Here is a 15,794-nt window from a genome sequence, read left to right on the forward strand (position 1 = left end):
GCGGCATGACGGTTCGATCCTCCTGGGCGCAAGTACGGCTTGTCGTCTCGCGAAAGACCGGGTCCGCGGGGAGCAGCGCTCCGCATCGGGCATGGCCCCCGTCCGCCCGGTACATCCCGCCCGCGCGAAGGATCGACGGCTGGGGGCCGGTTTCCTGACTTCCTGGGCCCGATTTCTTGGAATCGGCGCGCCTTCCGCCGCCTTCTCGGCACCGCGCGGTGCCAATGGCGTGCTGGCGGGGCGCATCCCCGGTTACAGTTGCGGGAGCAGTGCCGGATTCCAGCGGGATTACCCCTCTGGCCCGGACTTCCCGATTAAGCCCTTGCGGGCACCCCTGGCCCGGCGGGCCTATGGTACTTCGCCAGGGAGCGCAAGCGTCGGACAAGGCAAGCGCAAGCGCGGGACATGACCAGCGCAAGCGCCGGGCTCTTGCACGCGGCACCCCACCGGGATAGGGGCGCTCCAGCGACAGGTTCCCCGCAAGGGGATCAAAAGGGAACGCGGGTGAATGCCCGGGCTGCCCCTGCAACTGTAAGCGGCGAGCCGTGCGGCCAATTCGCCATTGGGGATGCAAGTCCCTGAGAAGGCGGCCGAAACGGCACTGACCCGTGAGCCAGGAGACCTGCCTGACGCCGTCGTTCTTCGACCGGACAGGGTGAGCCGGGCGAACGGGGCCATTCCTCGCGCAACGACAGCCATTGCCGTGCCGGCACGCGCCGCGCGGGAGGGGGGCGTCGTCCGCTGCATGGGCGGCAGAGGCCCTGCCTTTCGCATGCGTGCCGACCCGGCCGGGTCGATGCTCGTGCGAAGGACATGCCGTGAACTGCCGAATTCCCGCCGCCAGCCCCCTGGCTCTCGCGCTTGCCCTTGCAGGGGCGCTGCACCCGCTCGCGGCCCTGGCCGAGGAGGCCGATGCGGTGCCCCTGGACGAGCGCATCGTGGTCACCGCCCTGCGCACGCCCGTTGCGGCCGACCGGGTGGCCGATACCGTCACCGTGCTCGACGAGGCGCAGATCGTTGCGGCCCAGCCGATCGCGCTGACCGATGTGCTGCTGCGCACGCCCGGCATCAGCATGTCGCGCAACGGCGGTTACGGCACCACCACGTCGCTGCGCATTCGCGGTGCCGATGCCGGGCAGACGGTGATGGTGATCGATGGGATGCGCCTGTCGGACGCCTCATCGACGGCGGGAGGCTATGGCTTTGCCAATTTCCTGATCGACGATGCCGATCGCATCGAGATCCTGCGCGGTCCGCAATCGATCCTCTGGGGCAGCGATGCCATCGGCGGTGTCGTCAACGTCCGCACCCGCCGCGCGGCCGCGCCGCTGGAAGGCAGCTTCGCGGTGGAAGCAGGAACCCATGACACCGTCTCGGCCCGCGCGGGTCTTGGCGGCACCTCCGAGGCCGTCGACTGGCGCATTGCCGCCTCGCGCTTCGCCACGGACGGCATCTCCGCGCGCGCGAACGGCACGGAGGACGACGGCTACCGGCGCAGCGCGGCCAGCGGCACGATGACTTACCGCGTCGCGCCCGGCATCTCGCTGGATCTGCGCGGCTACTGGTCGGATTCGCGGAACGCGTTCGACGGTACCTCCGGCGACTCCCTGGCCTATGGGCGGACGCGCGAATGGTCGGGCTATGCCGGGGTGAACTTCGCGCTGCTGGACGCCCGGCTGGCGAACCGCGTGGCCGTGCTCCAGACCGGGACCGACCGCGAGAACTTCGACCCCGCGCGGCAGGTCCGCCAACTGACGTTCGACGCCCATGGCCGCGTGCGCCGTTTCGAGTACCAGGGCACCTATACGATCAGCGAGGCCATCCAGGCCGTGTTCGGCGCCGAGCGCGAGGAACAGCGGATGACCACCGCCTCGCCCGCGAACAGCACCGCGGCCTATGCCCTCGTGCCCAGCCGGGCGAATACCGACAGCGTCTACGGCGAACTGCGCGTGACCCCGCTCACCGGGCTGACGCTCAATGGCGGCGCGCGCTACGACCATCAGTCGCGCTTCGGCGGCAACACGGTGTTCAGCGCGGGCGCGGTCTACACCCCCAATGGCGGCGCCACGATACTGCGCGCCAGTTATGACGAGGGTTTCAAGGCGCCCTCGCTCTACCAGCTCTTCAGCATGTACGGCGTGGCCGATCTCAAGCCGGAGAAGGCAAAAGGCTGGGAACTGGGCGCCGAGCAGGGCTTCGGCGAAGCCCTCCGCCTGTCGGCGACCTGGTTCGAGCGCGATACCGACAACCTGATCGACTTTGCCTACTGCCCCGCCAGCGGCACCCTGCCGGACATCTGCTACGTTCCCGGCACGGGCACGGGCACGTCGCGCTTCGGCTACTATGCCAACGTCAAGGCCAGCCATGCGCGCGGGCTGGAACTCGCCGCGTCGGCCAAGTGGGGCGTTCTCTTCGCCCAGGGCAACTACAGCTGGATCGCGGCAGAGGATCGCACGCAAGGCAGCAGCACTTACGGCCGCCAGCTCCAGCGCGTGCCGCGTCATCTCGCCAATGCCGAGCTGGGCGTGGCGCTGCCGCAGGGCCTGCGCGCCAGCCTGGCCGCGCGCTATTCGGGTGAAAGTTTCAATGCAGCGACCGGCACCGCCACGCTGGACGACTACTGGCTGGTGGATGTGCGCGCCCAGTGGCAGGTCATGGAAGGCCTGATTCTTCAAGGACGTATCGAAAACGTGGGCGATCAGAAGTACGAAACCGTGAGCGGCTACGGCACGCTTGGCCGCACCGTCTATCTCGGACTGAGGAGCCGGTTCTGATGCTGCTTCCAGTCGAGCCCGGCCCGTCCGTGGTCGTGTGCAACACCTGCCGCCATTCCGCCGAAGTCCGCGAGGACGAGGGCGGTCGGCGCGGCGGTGCGGTCCTGGCAGAGGCCATGCGCGCGGCGCAGGCCGCCGATCCCGCGCTTCAGGGCGTGGCGGTACAGGAAATGCCCTGCCTCTTCGCCTGCCAGCGCCATTGCACCGTGGCGATCCGGGCGCCGGGCAAGCTGGGCTACGTGCTCGGCGATTTCGCACCCGATGCGGAGGCGGCCCGCGCGATCCTTGAATATGCGGTGCGCCATGCCGCCAGCGAGGAGGGGCAGGTGCCCTATCGCGAATGGCCGCAGGGCGTGAAGGGCCACTTCATCACCCGCACCCCGCCGGAAGGGTACCTGGGCACATGATCCGCTTCGAGAACCGCGCCGCTTTCGCCGCCGCCCTGGCCGACCTGCCCGGACCGGACGGGTCCGCGCTGGCCGCCGCGCGTGCGCGCCAGGCGTCGCTCACCAAGCCTGCGGGCTCGCTCGGGCGGCTGGAGGACATCGCCGTGTTCATGGCCGGCTGGCAGGGGCGCACCCGGCCACGGGCCGAGCGGATCCGCGCCGTGGTCTTCGCGGGCAATCACGGGGTCGCGGCGCGCGGGGTGAGCGCCTATCCGAGCGAAGTCACGGCGCAGATGGTCGCCAATTTCGAGGCCGGCGGCGCGGCGATCAATGCGCTGACGGCCGCCTGCGGGGCGGCGCTCTCGGTCGTCCCGCTCGATCTCGACCGCCCGACGAGAGACATTACGCGAGAGCCCGCCCTCAGCGAGGCCGAGTGCCTCGAAGCTCTCGATCGCGGTGCTGCCGCGGTGTCGGCGGACAGCGATCTGTTCTTCGTGGGTGAAATGGGGATCGGCAATACCACCCCGGCGGCCGCGCTGGCGGCGCAGGTCTTCGGCGGCGCTGCGGCCGACTGGGTAGGGCGCGGCACCGGGCTCGACGATGCCGGCGTGGCGCGCAAGGCCGAGGCGGTGACGGCGGCGCTCGCCCTGCACGGCGCGGCCTGCGAGGATGCTTTCGAGACCCTGCGCCGCCTTGGCGGGCGTGAGATCGCGGCCATGGCGGGCGCCGTGCTGGCAGCGCGGCACTTGCGGGTGCCGGTCCTGCTTGACGGGTTCATCACTTGCGCGGCCATGGCGCCGCTGTTCGCCGGCAATCGCGATGTCCTGGCCCACTGCCTTGCCGCGCACTGTTCGGCCGAAGCGGGCCATGCGCGCCTGCTCGATCGCTTCGGGCTGGACCCGCTGCTCCACCTTGGCATGCGGCTGGGCGAGGGATCCGGCGCGGCGGTGGCGGCGCAGATCGTGCGTTCGGCCCTGGCCGCGCATGACGGCATGGCGACTTTCGCTGAGGCGGCAGTGGCATCCTCCGTTTCCGGGGCATCATGAGCGGCATCCTCGTCCACCTGATGCGCCACGGGGCGCCTTACGAGCCGGGCCTGCTGCTGGGCCACCGGGACGATGCGCCGACCCCGGTAGGCATCGCCCGCTGCGTGTCGCGCAGCGCCGCCCTGGCGTTCGAGCGGGTGATTTCCTCGGACTTGCGCCGCTCCAGCATTCCGGCCGCGCAGATCGCGGCCATGCGCCGCCTGCCGCACAGCCTCGACCCGCGGTGGCGGGAGATCGATTTCGGCGCCTGGGACGGCATGGCGCCGCATCAGCTCGATCCGGCCGTGCAGGCGCGGTTCTGGGACGATCCCGAGGCTTTCGCCCCGCCGGGAGGCGAGCGCTGGTCGCAGCTCTGCGCCCGCGTGGGAGAGGCCGTGGCGGGTATCAACAGGGCCAGTCTCATCCTCACGCACGGGGGGGCGATGCGCGCTGCGCTCTCGGTCCTGTTCGGGTTCGACCACCGCCAGGTCTGGGCTTTCGAACTCCCTTATGGCGCGCTGGTGAGCCTGCGTATCTGGCCGGGCGAGGGCCTGCCTGCCGCGCAGATCCTCTCGCTCGACAGTAGCAAGGCAGGATGAGGGGTAAGGCAGGATGAAGCAGCTCGTTCTCGCCCTCCAGTTCCTGACGCGGCTGCCGCTTCCGGCGGTTCGCGCCGATGCGGACGACTTCGCCCGGTCGATGCGCTGGTTCCCGGCGGCGGGACTGGCCGTTGGCGGCTCGGTGGCGCTGGCCTGGTGGCTGGCCCGCTCCGTGGCCCCGTCCATGGGCGGCGGCAGCGGCGACGGTTGGATCGCGGCGCTGTGCGGCCTCGGCGCCTGGGTGGCGGTGACGGGCGCGCTGCATCTCGACGGGCTTGGCGACGTGGCCGATGGCGCGGGCGCGGCGCACAAGGATCCGGCGCGGCTCTCGGCGGTCATGGCCGATCCCCATGTCGGCAGCTTTGCGGTGGTGGCGATCGGCATGCAATTGCTGGCGAAGCTGGTGTTGCTCCATGCACTGGCGCCCGGGCAGGTCTGGGCGCTGCTGCTTGTCGCTCCGCTGGCGCGCGCGGCGCCCTTGGCCTGGACGCTGGCGCTGCCGCCGCTGCACGAAGGGCTGGGCAGCCGCTTTCGCAGCGCGGTGACATGGTGGCACCTGGCCTTGTGGAGTGTCATCGGGGCTGTCGCGGCGCTGCTCGTGGCACCCGCCCTGCTGGCGGTGTTCCTGGCGGTTCCGGCCTGGGGCTGGTGGCTTCGGCGCCGTATCGGCGGTATTTCCGGCGACGGGCATGGCGCCGGGATCGAGGTCGTCGAAACCCTGCTGCTGCTGGCGCTGGCGGTCGTGCGATGAGCGCGGCCTTCCTGTTTCATGGCGGCCGCGTAAGCGAGGCGGCGCGGGCTTTCGGCGGCGCGCCGGAAGACTGGCTGGACCTCTCGACCGGCCTCAATCCACTGGCATGGCCCGCTTCGGGCGTCGGGCCGATCGACTGGACGGCCTTGCCCGATCCCGATGCGCTGCTTCGCCTCGAAGCCGCGGCCGCGCGCCATTTCGGCGTGGCGCCGGAACTCTGCTGTGCGGTGCCGGGCAGCGAGACCGCGCTGCGCCTGCTGGCCAGGGCGCTGGACCTGCCCGGCCGCGCGCTGGTGCCCGCCTACCGCACTCATCGGGAGGCTTTCGCCCCCTCGCGCCCGGCGCTGTTCGGCGAGCCGCCGAAGGCCCGGGAAGTCTTCGTCTTCGCCAATCCCAACAATCCCGACGGCGTGCTGCGCGACCCCGAGGATGTGGTGGCCTGGGCGGAGCGCATCGATGCCACGGGCGGTTTTCTCATCGTCGACGAGGCTTTCGCGGACTGTCATCCCGGCGCCAGTGTCGCCCGCACCGTAGCGCCGGGGTTCCGGTTGATCGTGCTGCGCTCGTTCGGGAAATTCTTCGGACTGGCGGGTCTGCGCCTGGGTTTCGTGCTCGGCCCGCCGGCGCTCATGATGCTGCTTAGGCAATTGCTGGGGAGCTGGCCGGTCCATGCCGGGGCGCTGGCCATCGGCGCGGCGGCCTATGCCGATGGCGACTGGATCGCGCGCACCCGCAGCGCGTTGCCCGTGCGCGCCGCCGCGCTCGATGCCGTGCTGTACCGCCATGGGCTGGAGCCGCAGGGGGACTGTCCGCTGTTCCGTCTGGTGACCGGCTGCGCGGGCGGCGCGCTGTTCGATCGCCTGGCCCGCGCGCGCATTCTGGTGCGCCCTTTCGCGGATCGCCCCGACTGGCTGCGCTTCGGCGTGCCCGGCGATGCGAATGCGCTGGCGCGTCTGGACGCGGCATTGGCAGGCCGCGCGGCGTGATCGAGCCGATCGCTTTCGCCGCCGTGGCGCTGGAGGGCGCGCTGGGCTGGCCGGGGCGGCTCCACGGGCTGATCGGTCATCCGGTCGGCCTCTTCGCCCGCGTGATCTCTGGCTGCGAGCGCAAGCTGAACCGTGCGGAGTGGTCGGACATGGCGCGGCGCATCGCGGGCCTTGGCGCCATGCTCGGCCTGATCGCGGCGGTGGTGCTGGCGACGATGCTGGTGGTCTGGCTGGTGTGCGGTGCGGCAGGGGACTGGGCCTGGCTCCTGCTGGCGGCGCTGGCATGGCCGGCCCTGGCGGCGCGCAGTCTGGACGACCACGTCCGGCCGGTGCTGGCCGCGCTGGAAGCGGACGACCTCGCGCAGGCGCGCCGCGCCGTCGGCATGATCGTCGGGCGGGACACGGCCGGGCTCGATGCTGCCGGAGTGGTCCGCGCGGCGGTCGAGAGCCTTGCCGAAAGCTTTTGCGACGGGGTGGCGGCGCCGCTGTTCTGGCTCCTGCTGGGCGGCCTGCCGGGCGCCTGGGCCTACAAGGCGATCAACACGGCCGACAGCCTGATCGGCCATCCGGAAGAACCGCTGCGAGCCTATGGCTGGGCCGCCGCGCGGATCGACGATCTGGCCAATCTGCTCCCGGCCCGGCTGGCGGGCACGGTGCTTTGCCTCGCCGCCGGAGCGGGCGGGCGGTCTGGCTGGCGCGTCATGCTGCGCGACCACGGCCGCCATGCCTCGCCCAATGCCGGCTGGCCCGAAGCGGCCATGGCGGGCGCGCTCGGCGTCAGGCTCGCCGGGCCGATCCTTTACGACAGCGTCCTTGCCCCGAAGCCCTGGATCGGGGAGGAGGGCCGGATTGCGGGCGCGGCGGACTTGCGACGGGCGCTGGCGATCTATCGCCGGGCCTGCGTCCTGCTGGCCCTTGGCGCATTCGCCGCGGCGTGGGGAGCAGTATGGCTGGCTTGATGTTGCAGGGGACGGGGTCGGATGTCGGCAAGTCCGTGCTCGTGGCGGGGCTATGCCGCGCGCTCACTCACCGCGGATTGAAGGTCCTGCCGTTCAAGCCGCAGAACATGTCGAACAATGCCGCCGTCACCCCGGAGGGCGGCGAGATCGGCCGCGCCCAGGCGCTCCAGGCCCTGGCGGCGCGGGCACCGCTTCATGTCGACATGAACCCGGTCCTGCTGAAACCCCAGGCCGACCGGACCTCGCAGCTCGTGGTCCACGGCGAAGTGCGCGGCACCCTGGGCAGTGCCAATTTCCGCGAGGCGCGCCGCACGCTCCTTCCGGAAGTCATGGTGAGCTACCGCCGGCTGGAGGCGCGCTGCGATCTGGTGGTGGTGGAAGGGGCGGGCTCCCCGGCCGAAATCAACTTGCGCGCCGGGGACATCGCCAACATGGGCTTCGCGCGCGAGGCCGGGGTTCCGGTCGTGCTGGTCGGGGATATCGACCGGGGCGGCGTGATCGCGGCCGTGGCGGGCACCCGCGCGGTGATCGACGCCGATGACGCGGCGATGGTCAGGGGCTTCCTCATCAACAAGTTCCGCGGCGATCCGGCGCTGTTTGCCGATGGCTATGCCGCCATCGCGCAGCTTTCCGGTTGGCCCGGCTATGGCGTGATGCCGTGGTCCCGCGCCGTCTCGCGCTTGCCCAGCGAGGATGCCGTCGTGCTCGAAAGAGGGCTGCGCGGGGGCAACGGCAAGCTGCTCGTCGCTTGTCCGATCCTGCCCCGCATTGCCAATTTCGACGATCTCGATCCGCTGCGGCAGGAATCCGGCGTGGACGTGGCGATGATCCCGCCCGGCACGCCGATCCCGGCCGAAGCCGCGCTGGTCGTGCTGCCCGGCTCCAAGGCGACCATGGCGGACATGGCTTTCCTCCGCACCGAGGGCTGGGACATCGATGTGCTGGCGCATCGGCGGCGCGGCGGGCTGATCCTGGGCATCTGCGGCGGGTACCAGATGCTCGGCCACACGATCGCCGATCCGCTCGGCATCGAGGGGCCGCCGGGCGAGATTGCCGGGCTGGGCCTGCTCGACGTGACCACCGTGCTGGGAGACCGCAAGGCCCTGCGCGAGGTTTCCGGCACGGCGCTCGGCGCACGGATGACCGGCTACGAGATGCACATGGGCGTCACCCGGCGCGGCGGCGCGGCGCCTTTCGCCTTGCTCGGCGATGACCTGCCGGACGGCGCGGTCGATGCCTCGGGCCGGATCATGGGGACATATTGCCACGGGTTGCTCGCCTCGACCGGACTGCGCGCCGCGCTGCTGGCGCGACTGGGGGCGCAGAGCGACGGGCTCGACCACGGCGCTGCCGTCGATGCCGCGCTCGACGAACTGGCAGCGGACATGGAACGACATCTCGACATCGACGGCCTGCTGGCCCTCACGGAGTATCGCGCATGACGAGCACGCTGGTTCTGGGCGGCGCGCGGTCGGGCAAGAGCCGCCATGCGCAGGCGCTCGTCGAGGCGGGGCCGGGACGGTTGATCTATATCGCCACCGCCCAGCCGCTCGATGACGAGATGGAGGCGCGGATCGCTCGCCACCGCGAAGATCGCGGGCCACGCTGGTCCACTCTGGAAGCGCCGATGGACCTGAGCGAGGCCATCGCGCGGGCCGCTAACGAGGCGGACGGGGTCCTGGTCGACTGCCTCACCCTGTGGCTGTCGAACCTGATGCTGGCGGAGGCTGCGTTGCAGCCGCAGTTCGATGGTCTGTGCCGGGCGATCTCGGCATGCCCGAAGCCGCTGGTGCTGGTGGCGAACGAAGTGGGACTGGGAATCGTGCCGGACACGCCTCTCGGGCGGCGGTTTCGCGATGAGGCCGGGCGGCTCAACCAGCGTGTTGCCGCCACGGTGGAGCGGGCGGTCTTCGTCGCCGCCGGTCTGCCGCTGGTGTTGAAATAGGGCAAAGAAAAAGCCGCCCGGGACAGGGCGGCTTTTCCGTTTTCAGATTTCGATGAACGCTTAGAAGTCCATCCAGTCGTCCGCCGTGGCGAGCGCTTTCATCGGCTTGCGGATCGCTGCCGGCTGCATCGGCTGAGCAGGGGCGAACGAGGCCGCTGCAACCGTACGGACCGGCGCGCGCATGCCTTCGTGTCCGGTGCGGAACATGGAGGCGCGATCCGAAAGCGAGGTGACCTCGCTGTTGAGGTTGCGTGCCGCGGCCGAGGTTTCCTCGACCATCGCCGCGTTCTGCTGCGTGGCCTGGTCCATCGTGCCGATCGTTGCGCTGATCTCGGTGATCGTCGAGGACTGCGCCTGGTTGTCGCTGGCGATGTCGCTCAGCAGCGAGTGCACTTCGGTGACGTCGCCCGAGATGTTCTGCAGGGCGCCGTCGACGCGCTGCACCGCTTCCACGGCGGTGCCGATGTCGGTCTGGGTGGCCGTGAGCTGTTCACGGGCGCGCTTGGCTTCTTCTTCCGAGCGCATGGCGAGCGCCGAGACGAGATCGGCCACGACTGCGAAGCCGCGACCGGCATCGCCGGCACGCCCTGCTTCGACGGCGGCGTTCATGGCCAGCACGCGGGTCTGGAAGGCGATCTTGTCGAGACCTTCGATCACCGAGTCGATGCCCTTGGCGCTTTCGCTGACGCGGCCCATGGCCTGCACGGCCTCGTCGGCGATCTCACGGCCCGAACCGACCACGTTCATCGCTCCATCGGCGCGCTGGACGGTGCGACCGGCGGCGGCGGCGGTGGCGCGCAGGCGTTCGTCCATCTGGGTGATGGCGGCGGAGGTTTCCTCAAGGCTGGCGGCGTTGCTTTCGGTGCGGCGGGCCAGGTCTTCCGAAGCCTGGGCGATTTCGCTGGAGCCGGTGCGGATGGCCACGGCGCTTTCGGCCACGGCGCCGATCAGGTCGCGCAGGGCGCCGACGGCGGAGTTGAAGTTGCTCTTCAGTTCGCCATAGGCGGGCGGGAAGTCGGCATTGATGGTCTGGGTCAGGTCGCCTTCGCTGATCGCCTGGAGGCTGGAGCGCAAGGTGGACGTGACCAGTTCCTGTTCGCGGGCACCCTTGGCGTCCACTTCGGCGCGGCTTTCGGCGGCGGCGCGGAACTGTTCGACAGCCTCGGCGATCTCGCCGATTTCATCGCCGCGCTCGCGGTAGGGGACTTCGGCCTTGCCGCCTTCGGCGAGCGTCGAGGTGACCTGGGCGATGCGGCTCATCGGTGCGGCGACCGAGCGGTTGATGAGCAGCCAGATGAAGACGATGAGCGCCATCGCGCCGAGCGCCAGCGTCACGCAGAGGATCATGGCGGTCCGGGCGGTCTGGGCGCCGTCTTCGGCCTTGGCGGCAACGCGTTCGCGGGTCAGTTCGATCAGCTTGTCGGTCTGCTCGATCATGTCGTGCGAGGCTTTCTTGCCGTCGCCCTTGATGAGCGCCATGGCGCCGTCGTTGTCGCCGGCGGTGCGCAGGGCGAAGATCCGGTCGTTGACCTGGGTGAGCGCCAGGGCGCGCGTGCGCAGATCGGCTGTTTCGGCAGCGAAGGCTTCGTCGCCGATGACCTTGTAGGCTTCGACCGACTTCAGCAGGTCCTCATCCCCGGACTTCAGGCGGTCGCGCAGGTTCTGGGCGTCGGCGGCGGAAGCGGCGTTATAGTAGCTGTAGACGATGATCCGCAGTTCCTTGACGTTGCTGATCACGTCGGTGAGCCCCGACATGCCGGCCATCCCGCGCGAGACATGCGCCTCGGCCACGGACTTCAGCTCGCGGGTCGAAAGGAAGCCGTTGATGCCGACAATGGCGATCATGATGTTGATGATCGAAAAGGCAGCCCACAATTTCTTGGGCAAACGCCAATTGTTCAGAAATTCAAGCATTTGTAGTCCAGTTCCTGCTTGGGGGGTCGGTCCCGCCGTGGGCGCGCCATTTTTATTATAGATCGACGGGCAAATCGCGGGCGTGGGAGGCGTGGAATTCCTTGCGCAACCGCCGTGAAGACGGCCTGCGTGGCTGCGGCGCTCGATGAATCGTGGCGGCAATCTCAGGAAGGCTTCCGGTGCGTCTTCGGCCTCACCCGTTTCATGGTTCCCGAAACGACAGAAGGCCGGGATGGCGAACCATCCCGGCCTTCCAGACGACCTGCCTCCCGGCGAACCGGGAGACCATCGAACTTCCGATTAACGGAAGAGCGACAGGATCGTCTGCGGCGCCTGGTTGGCGATCGACAGAGCCTGCGTGCCCAGCTGCTGCTGGACCTGAAGGGCCTGAAGGGTCGCCGATTCCTTGGCCAGGTCAGCGTCGACGAGGTTGCCCACGCCGGCAGTGACCACGTCGGTCAGCTTGCTGTTGAACGACAGCTGACCATCGATCTGACGCGAAGCCGCGCCCATCTCGCTCAGGCTGTCCTTGACCTCACCGAAGAAGGTGTCCAGCTTGGCGGTGAAGGCATCAGCCGCCGTCTTTGCCGCATCACCGTCAGCAGCACCGCTGATGGCATCGATGTCGGTGTCGGTGCCTGCTGCGCCCAGAGCGGTTGCAGCCTTGGTGGTGAAGCCCTGGTTGTCCACTGTCAGCGTCTCGGTACCCGAAATCGACTGAAGTGCACTGACCTTGCCGTCGGTGGCTACGGTGGGATTGCTATCCTTCAGCAGGTTCGTACCATTGAAGTCCGAACCGTCGATGATCGTGCCGATCTGCTTCTTCAGAGCGACCAGATCCTTGGCAATCGCCTTGCGGCTTTCTTCGTCCAGACCAGCGTCCGACGTTTCGAGAGTCTTCGACTTCATCTCGTTGACGAGGTCGGAGATCTGCTCGGCACCGGCAACAGCAACGTCCGTGACGCTCTTGGCGTTGTTGAGCGAGGTGGTGACCGCGCCCAGCTTGCCGAGGTCGCCGCGAAGCGTCTGGGCAACCGTGTACTTTGCCGAATCGTCCTTGGTCGAAGCGACATTGAAGCCGGTGTTGATGCGGCTCTGCACGGTGTTCATGCCCTTGTTGGTCGCGTTGAGGCTCTGGAGAGCGGCCATTGCGCCAGCATTGGTGTTAACCGAAAACGCCATTGTATCTTCCTTCTAGAATACAGGCCAAGTTCTGCGGCCAGATAGCGGAAGCGCCGCCATGCGCGCAGCTGGTTCTTCCGGCTGCATGTTCATTCTAGGAAGACGGAAGAAGGCTTCGGGATTTCTGGAATAAAAAATTTGTCGCGGCGTTTCGGTGTACAGTTACCCCTCGTCATTGCGAGCGTAGCGAAGCAATCCAGAGTCGGTCTCACGCCGCTCTGGATTGCTTCGCTACGCTCGCAATGACGAATGGGGGGGGAATGGCGCGAGGGTTTCGGTTAACGCGGTGTAAGGACTTTGCAAATACGTAGAAGACCCCTCCGGCTGCTGCCGGAGAGGTGCAATTCACATCGCAATAGTGCGCCTCGTCAGAACGGGAAGAGGGCGTCGTAGATCTGTTGTCCCCAGCGCGCCTGCTGCGCGTCGGTGAGCTGGCCGCGGCCGCCGTAGCTGATGCGGGCCTCCGCGATCTGGGAGTGCTTGATCGAATTGTCGCGGGCGATGTCCTCGGGGCGGATCACGCCGGTGACGACCAGCTCGCGCAGCTCGTAGTTGACGCGCACTTCCTGCTTGCCGCGGATCTGGAGGTTGCCGTTGGGCAGCACGCCGATGACGGTGGCGGCCACGGTCATGTTGATCTGCTCGCTGCGGGTCGTGTTGCCGACGCCGGTGGCGCTGGACTTCGAATCCGTACTGACCAGCTTCGAGGGGTCTGGGTTGCCGGGCAGGATCTTGGGGATCACCGTTTCCAGACCGAGCAAGGCGGCGATGCCGCTGTTCTCGCTGCCGTTGCGGGTGCGCGTGGTGGAGTTCGCGACTTGCGCATTGTCGGCGATGTTGATGCGGATCGTCACGATGTCGCCCACGCGCGAGGCGCGCTGGTCGCGGAAGAAAGCGCCGCCGCCGGTGCGGAACAGGGAAGCGCCGCGCGCCGCGTCGGCCTGCTGACCGCCCGCCGCCAGTGCCCGGTCGTCCACCGAGTGGTTGCCGATCGAGGGTTCGAGGCGCGGGGCGACCGGGTCCTCGGCTTCCGACATCTTCGGCGCCTTGCCGACGTTCTTGAGCCGGCCCACCGAGCCGCAGCCCGAAACCAGGCTGGCGGCGAGGATCACGGAAGCGACGGTTGCGAAGCGGTTGTTCACGGCCAGTCTCCCTACTGCGCGGTGATGCGCACGTCGCCCGAGCCTTCGGCCACGGCGTCGAGCGTGCGGTTGGTGGCAAGGTTGAGCACGCGCACCTGCTCGCCCTTGGTACCGTCGCTGAGCGCGCGCCCGGGCGAGGAAATCTTCAGATTGCCGGACACGAGCGAGATGGTCACCGCTTCCCCGCGGCGCACGAGACGCGGCGGGGTGAGGTCGGTGGAGCGCACCGGCGCGCCCGCGTTGAGGCGGCGCACCGCCTCCTGCCCCGCCGCTTCGGCCGGGCTCAGCGCATTGCGCGCAATGGCCGGGAAGACCGGGGCGGTGACGAAGTCCGCCTTCGACAGCACTTCGCCGCGTTCGACGGTGCGGGCGAGGACGGGCGCCGCTTCCCCGGCGGGGATCGCCGGGGCGGCGGCCAGTGCCGGGGCGAGAAGGAGTGCGGTGAGCATGGCTTCAGCTGATCTGCGTGGAGGTCTGGAGCATCTCGTCCGCGGTCTTGAGCACGCGGCTGTTCATCTCGTAGGCGCGCTGCGCGGTGATGAGCGAGGTGATTTCCGAGACCGGATTGACGTTCGAGGCTTCGATGAAGCCCTGGCTCAGCGTGCCGAACGAAGGCTGGCCCGGCGTCGAGACGGCGGGCTGGCCGGATGCGCCGGTTTCCAGGAACAGGTTCGAGCCGATCGCTTCCAGGCCGGCCTCGTTGACGAAAGTGGCCAGTTCGAGCTGGCCGACGGTCTGGAGTTCGGCCTGGCCGGCGATCTTCACCTGCACTTCGCCGGACTTCGAGACGGTCACGTCGAGCGCGCCCTGCGGGATCGTGATGTTCGGCTGGACGAGGTAGCCGTCGGTGGTGACGAGTTCGCCCTGGTCCGAAAGCTGGAACGAGCCGGCGCGGGTATAGCCGACGTCGCCCGAGGGCATGGTGATCTGGAAGTAGCCGGGGCCGTCGATCGCCATGTCATACGTGTTGCCGGTATTGGTCAGCGCGCCCTGTTCGGTGATGCGGTAGACGCCGCCGGTGCGGACGCCAGCGCCGATCTGGATGCCGGTCGGCACTTTGGTGCCGCTGTCGCTGGTATTGGCGCCGGGGCGCGAGACCTGCTGGTAGAGCAGGTCCTGAAACTCCGCGCGCTGACGCTTGAACGCGGTGGTGTTCATGTTGGCGATGTTGTTCGAGATGACGTCGACGTTGGTCTGTTGGGCAAGCATGCCCGTCGAAGCGATGGAGAGCGAACGCATGATGGCTCCTCGTTAGAAAGGGATAGGCGTGAAAATGCTGTAAGGACGCAGGCCGTCAGCTGACCCGGCTCAGCCGGTCGATCGCCCGCTTGCGCATGTCGTTGAGATCGGCGGAAAGGCGCTGGCTGGTCTGGTAGGAGCGCAGGATCTCGACCATGTGCGTGGTCTCGGTGATCGGCTCCACGTTGGAGGCTTCCACCCCGCCGGTCTTGAGCTTGGTCTGCGCCGCCGTGAGCATGCGGCCGTTAGTGCCGGTCATCATGCCGTCGCCGCGAGGCTCCAGCATGTTCTCGTCGGCGAAGTTGGTCACGGCAAGGCGGCCGACCGGGCCGTCTCCCACCATGACCGAGCCGTCCTCGGTGATCGTCACCTGGTTGAGCTGGTCGGTGGGCACGGCAATCGGCTGGCCGTTTTCGTCCAGCAGCCGCTGGCCGCCCGACGTCGCCAGTTCGCCCGTGCTCAGGATCTTCACGAAGCCCGCGCGCGTATAAGCGACGCCGCCTTCGGGAGTCTCGACATTGAGGTAGCCGGGGCCGTCGATCATGACGTCCAGCGCATTGCCGGTCGACTGGAACGCGCCTTGCGACGTGTCGTGTACCGCGCCGAAATCCAGGACGAAGGAGGTCTTGCGCGCATCCTCCACCGGAGCGTCCTTCACCGTCTCGACATATTCGTGGAACAGCGCCTGCTCGCGCTTGTACCCCACGGTACTGGTGTTCGCCATGTTGTTGGCGGTGATGTCGAGCTGACGGCGCAGGGCCTGCTCGTGGCTCAGCAGAACGAAGGAAGAGACGTCCATTCAAGCACCTTGCGAAAAAGTTCCAGATATTCGGCGCTAGGCAGATTTTGCCGCGTAGCTTTCCTATAATAGAGGCGAAATCGCGAAAGCGGA

Annotated in this window: 15 protein-coding genes and 2 riboswitches; of the genes, 9 read left to right on the forward strand and 6 right to left on the reverse strand. The window is 68.5% G+C overall.

The window, feature by feature from the left end; translation table 11 throughout:
* Positions 1-126: 126 nt before the first annotated feature.
* Positions 127-351, reverse strand: a riboswitch (cobalamin riboswitch).
* A gap of 102 nt (positions 352-453) precedes the next feature.
* Positions 454-645, forward strand: a riboswitch (cobalamin riboswitch).
* A gap of 173 nt (positions 646-818) precedes the next feature.
* Genes EDF57_RS09595 through cobU form a run of 9 tightly spaced genes read left to right on the forward strand, consistent with a single transcriptional unit; the run spans position 819 to position 9,425 of the window.
* Complete coding sequence (locus tag EDF57_RS09595) at positions 819-2,774, forward strand: TonB-dependent receptor (RefSeq protein WP_134094025.1); 1,956 nt, start codon at positions 819-821, stop codon at positions 2,772-2,774.
* Positions 2,774-3,181: a DUF1636 domain-containing protein gene (locus EDF57_RS09600; protein WP_134094026.1), complete on the forward strand. Its 408-nt coding sequence runs from the start codon at positions 2,774-2,776 to the stop codon at positions 3,179-3,181. Before EDF57_RS09595 ends, EDF57_RS09600 begins: the two co-directional genes overlap by 1 nt.
* Positions 3,178-4,206: a nicotinate-nucleotide--dimethylbenzimidazole phosphoribosyltransferase gene (cobT, locus tag EDF57_RS09605; RefSeq protein ID WP_134094027.1), complete on the forward strand. Its 1,029-nt coding sequence runs from the start codon at positions 3,178-3,180 to the stop codon at positions 4,204-4,206. Before EDF57_RS09600 ends, cobT begins: the two co-directional genes overlap by 4 nt.
* Positions 4,203-4,784 carry a histidine phosphatase family protein gene (locus EDF57_RS09610; RefSeq protein WP_134094028.1) on the forward strand — a complete coding sequence of 194 codons (582 nt, stop codon included), beginning with the start codon at positions 4,203-4,205 and terminating at the stop codon, positions 4,782-4,784. Before cobT ends, EDF57_RS09610 begins: the two co-directional genes overlap by 4 nt.
* Before the next feature lie 13 nt (positions 4,785-4,797).
* Positions 4,798-5,535: an adenosylcobinamide-GDP ribazoletransferase gene (locus EDF57_RS09615; RefSeq protein ID WP_134094029.1), complete on the forward strand. Its 738-nt coding sequence runs from the start codon at positions 4,798-4,800 to the stop codon at positions 5,533-5,535.
* Positions 5,532-6,521: an aminotransferase class I/II-fold pyridoxal phosphate-dependent enzyme gene (locus EDF57_RS09620; protein ID WP_134094030.1), complete on the forward strand. Its 990-nt coding sequence runs from the start codon at positions 5,532-5,534 to the stop codon at positions 6,519-6,521. Before EDF57_RS09615 ends, EDF57_RS09620 begins: the two co-directional genes overlap by 4 nt.
* On the forward strand, positions 6,518-7,480 hold the full coding sequence (cbiB, locus tag EDF57_RS09625) for an adenosylcobinamide-phosphate synthase CbiB (protein ID WP_134094031.1): 963 nt from the start codon (positions 6,518-6,520) through the stop codon (positions 7,478-7,480). The genes EDF57_RS09620 and cbiB overlap by 4 nt, the downstream gene beginning before the upstream one ends.
* Positions 7,468-8,922, forward strand: a complete 1,455-nt coding sequence (locus EDF57_RS09630) for a cobyric acid synthase (protein WP_134094032.1) — start codon at positions 7,468-7,470, stop codon at positions 8,920-8,922. Before cbiB ends, EDF57_RS09630 begins: the two co-directional genes overlap by 13 nt.
* The gene (gene cobU / locus EDF57_RS09635; RefSeq protein WP_132268579.1) at positions 8,919-9,425 is read left to right on the forward strand and encodes a bifunctional adenosylcobinamide kinase/adenosylcobinamide-phosphate guanylyltransferase; all 507 of its coding nucleotides are present in this window, start codon (positions 8,919-8,921) and stop codon (positions 9,423-9,425) included. The genes EDF57_RS09630 and cobU overlap by 4 nt, the downstream gene beginning before the upstream one ends.
* A gap of 60 nt (positions 9,426-9,485) precedes the next feature.
* Here cobU and EDF57_RS09640 read toward each other — a convergent pair whose 3' ends face one another.
* From EDF57_RS09640 to EDF57_RS09665, 6 genes are all read right to left on the reverse strand, one after another.
* On the reverse strand, positions 9,486-11,339 hold the full coding sequence (locus EDF57_RS09640; protein ID WP_134094033.1) for a methyl-accepting chemotaxis protein: 1,854 nt from the start codon (positions 11,337-11,339) through the stop codon (positions 9,486-9,488).
* Positions 11,340-11,639: 300 nt separating this feature from the next.
* Positions 11,640-12,521 carry a flagellin gene (locus tag EDF57_RS09645; protein WP_134094034.1) on the reverse strand — a complete coding sequence of 294 codons (882 nt, stop codon included), beginning with the start codon at positions 12,519-12,521 and terminating at the stop codon, positions 11,640-11,642.
* 368 nt (positions 12,522-12,889) lie between these two features.
* Positions 12,890-13,663, reverse strand: a complete 774-nt coding sequence (flgH, locus tag EDF57_RS09650; RefSeq protein WP_132268584.1) for a flagellar basal body L-ring protein FlgH — start codon at positions 13,661-13,663, stop codon at positions 12,890-12,892.
* A gap of 11 nt (positions 13,664-13,674) precedes the next feature.
* Complete coding sequence (gene flgA / locus EDF57_RS09655) at positions 13,675-14,112, reverse strand: flagellar basal body P-ring formation chaperone FlgA (RefSeq protein WP_132268586.1); 438 nt, start codon at positions 14,110-14,112, stop codon at positions 13,675-13,677.
* 4 nt (positions 14,113-14,116) lie between these two features.
* Positions 14,117-14,902 carry a flagellar basal-body rod protein FlgG gene (flgG, locus tag EDF57_RS09660; RefSeq protein WP_134094035.1) on the reverse strand — a complete coding sequence of 262 codons (786 nt, stop codon included), beginning with the start codon at positions 14,900-14,902 and terminating at the stop codon, positions 14,117-14,119.
* Positions 14,903-14,957: 55 nt separating this feature from the next.
* Positions 14,958-15,701: a flagellar hook-basal body complex protein gene (locus EDF57_RS09665; protein WP_132268589.1), complete on the reverse strand. Its 744-nt coding sequence runs from the start codon at positions 15,699-15,701 to the stop codon at positions 14,958-14,960.
* Between the last annotated feature and the right edge of the window lie 93 nt (positions 15,702-15,794).

Source organism: Novosphingobium sp. PhB55 (genome assembly GCF_004368805.1).
Taxonomy (GTDB): Bacteria; Pseudomonadota; Alphaproteobacteria; order Sphingomonadales; family Sphingomonadaceae; genus Novosphingobium.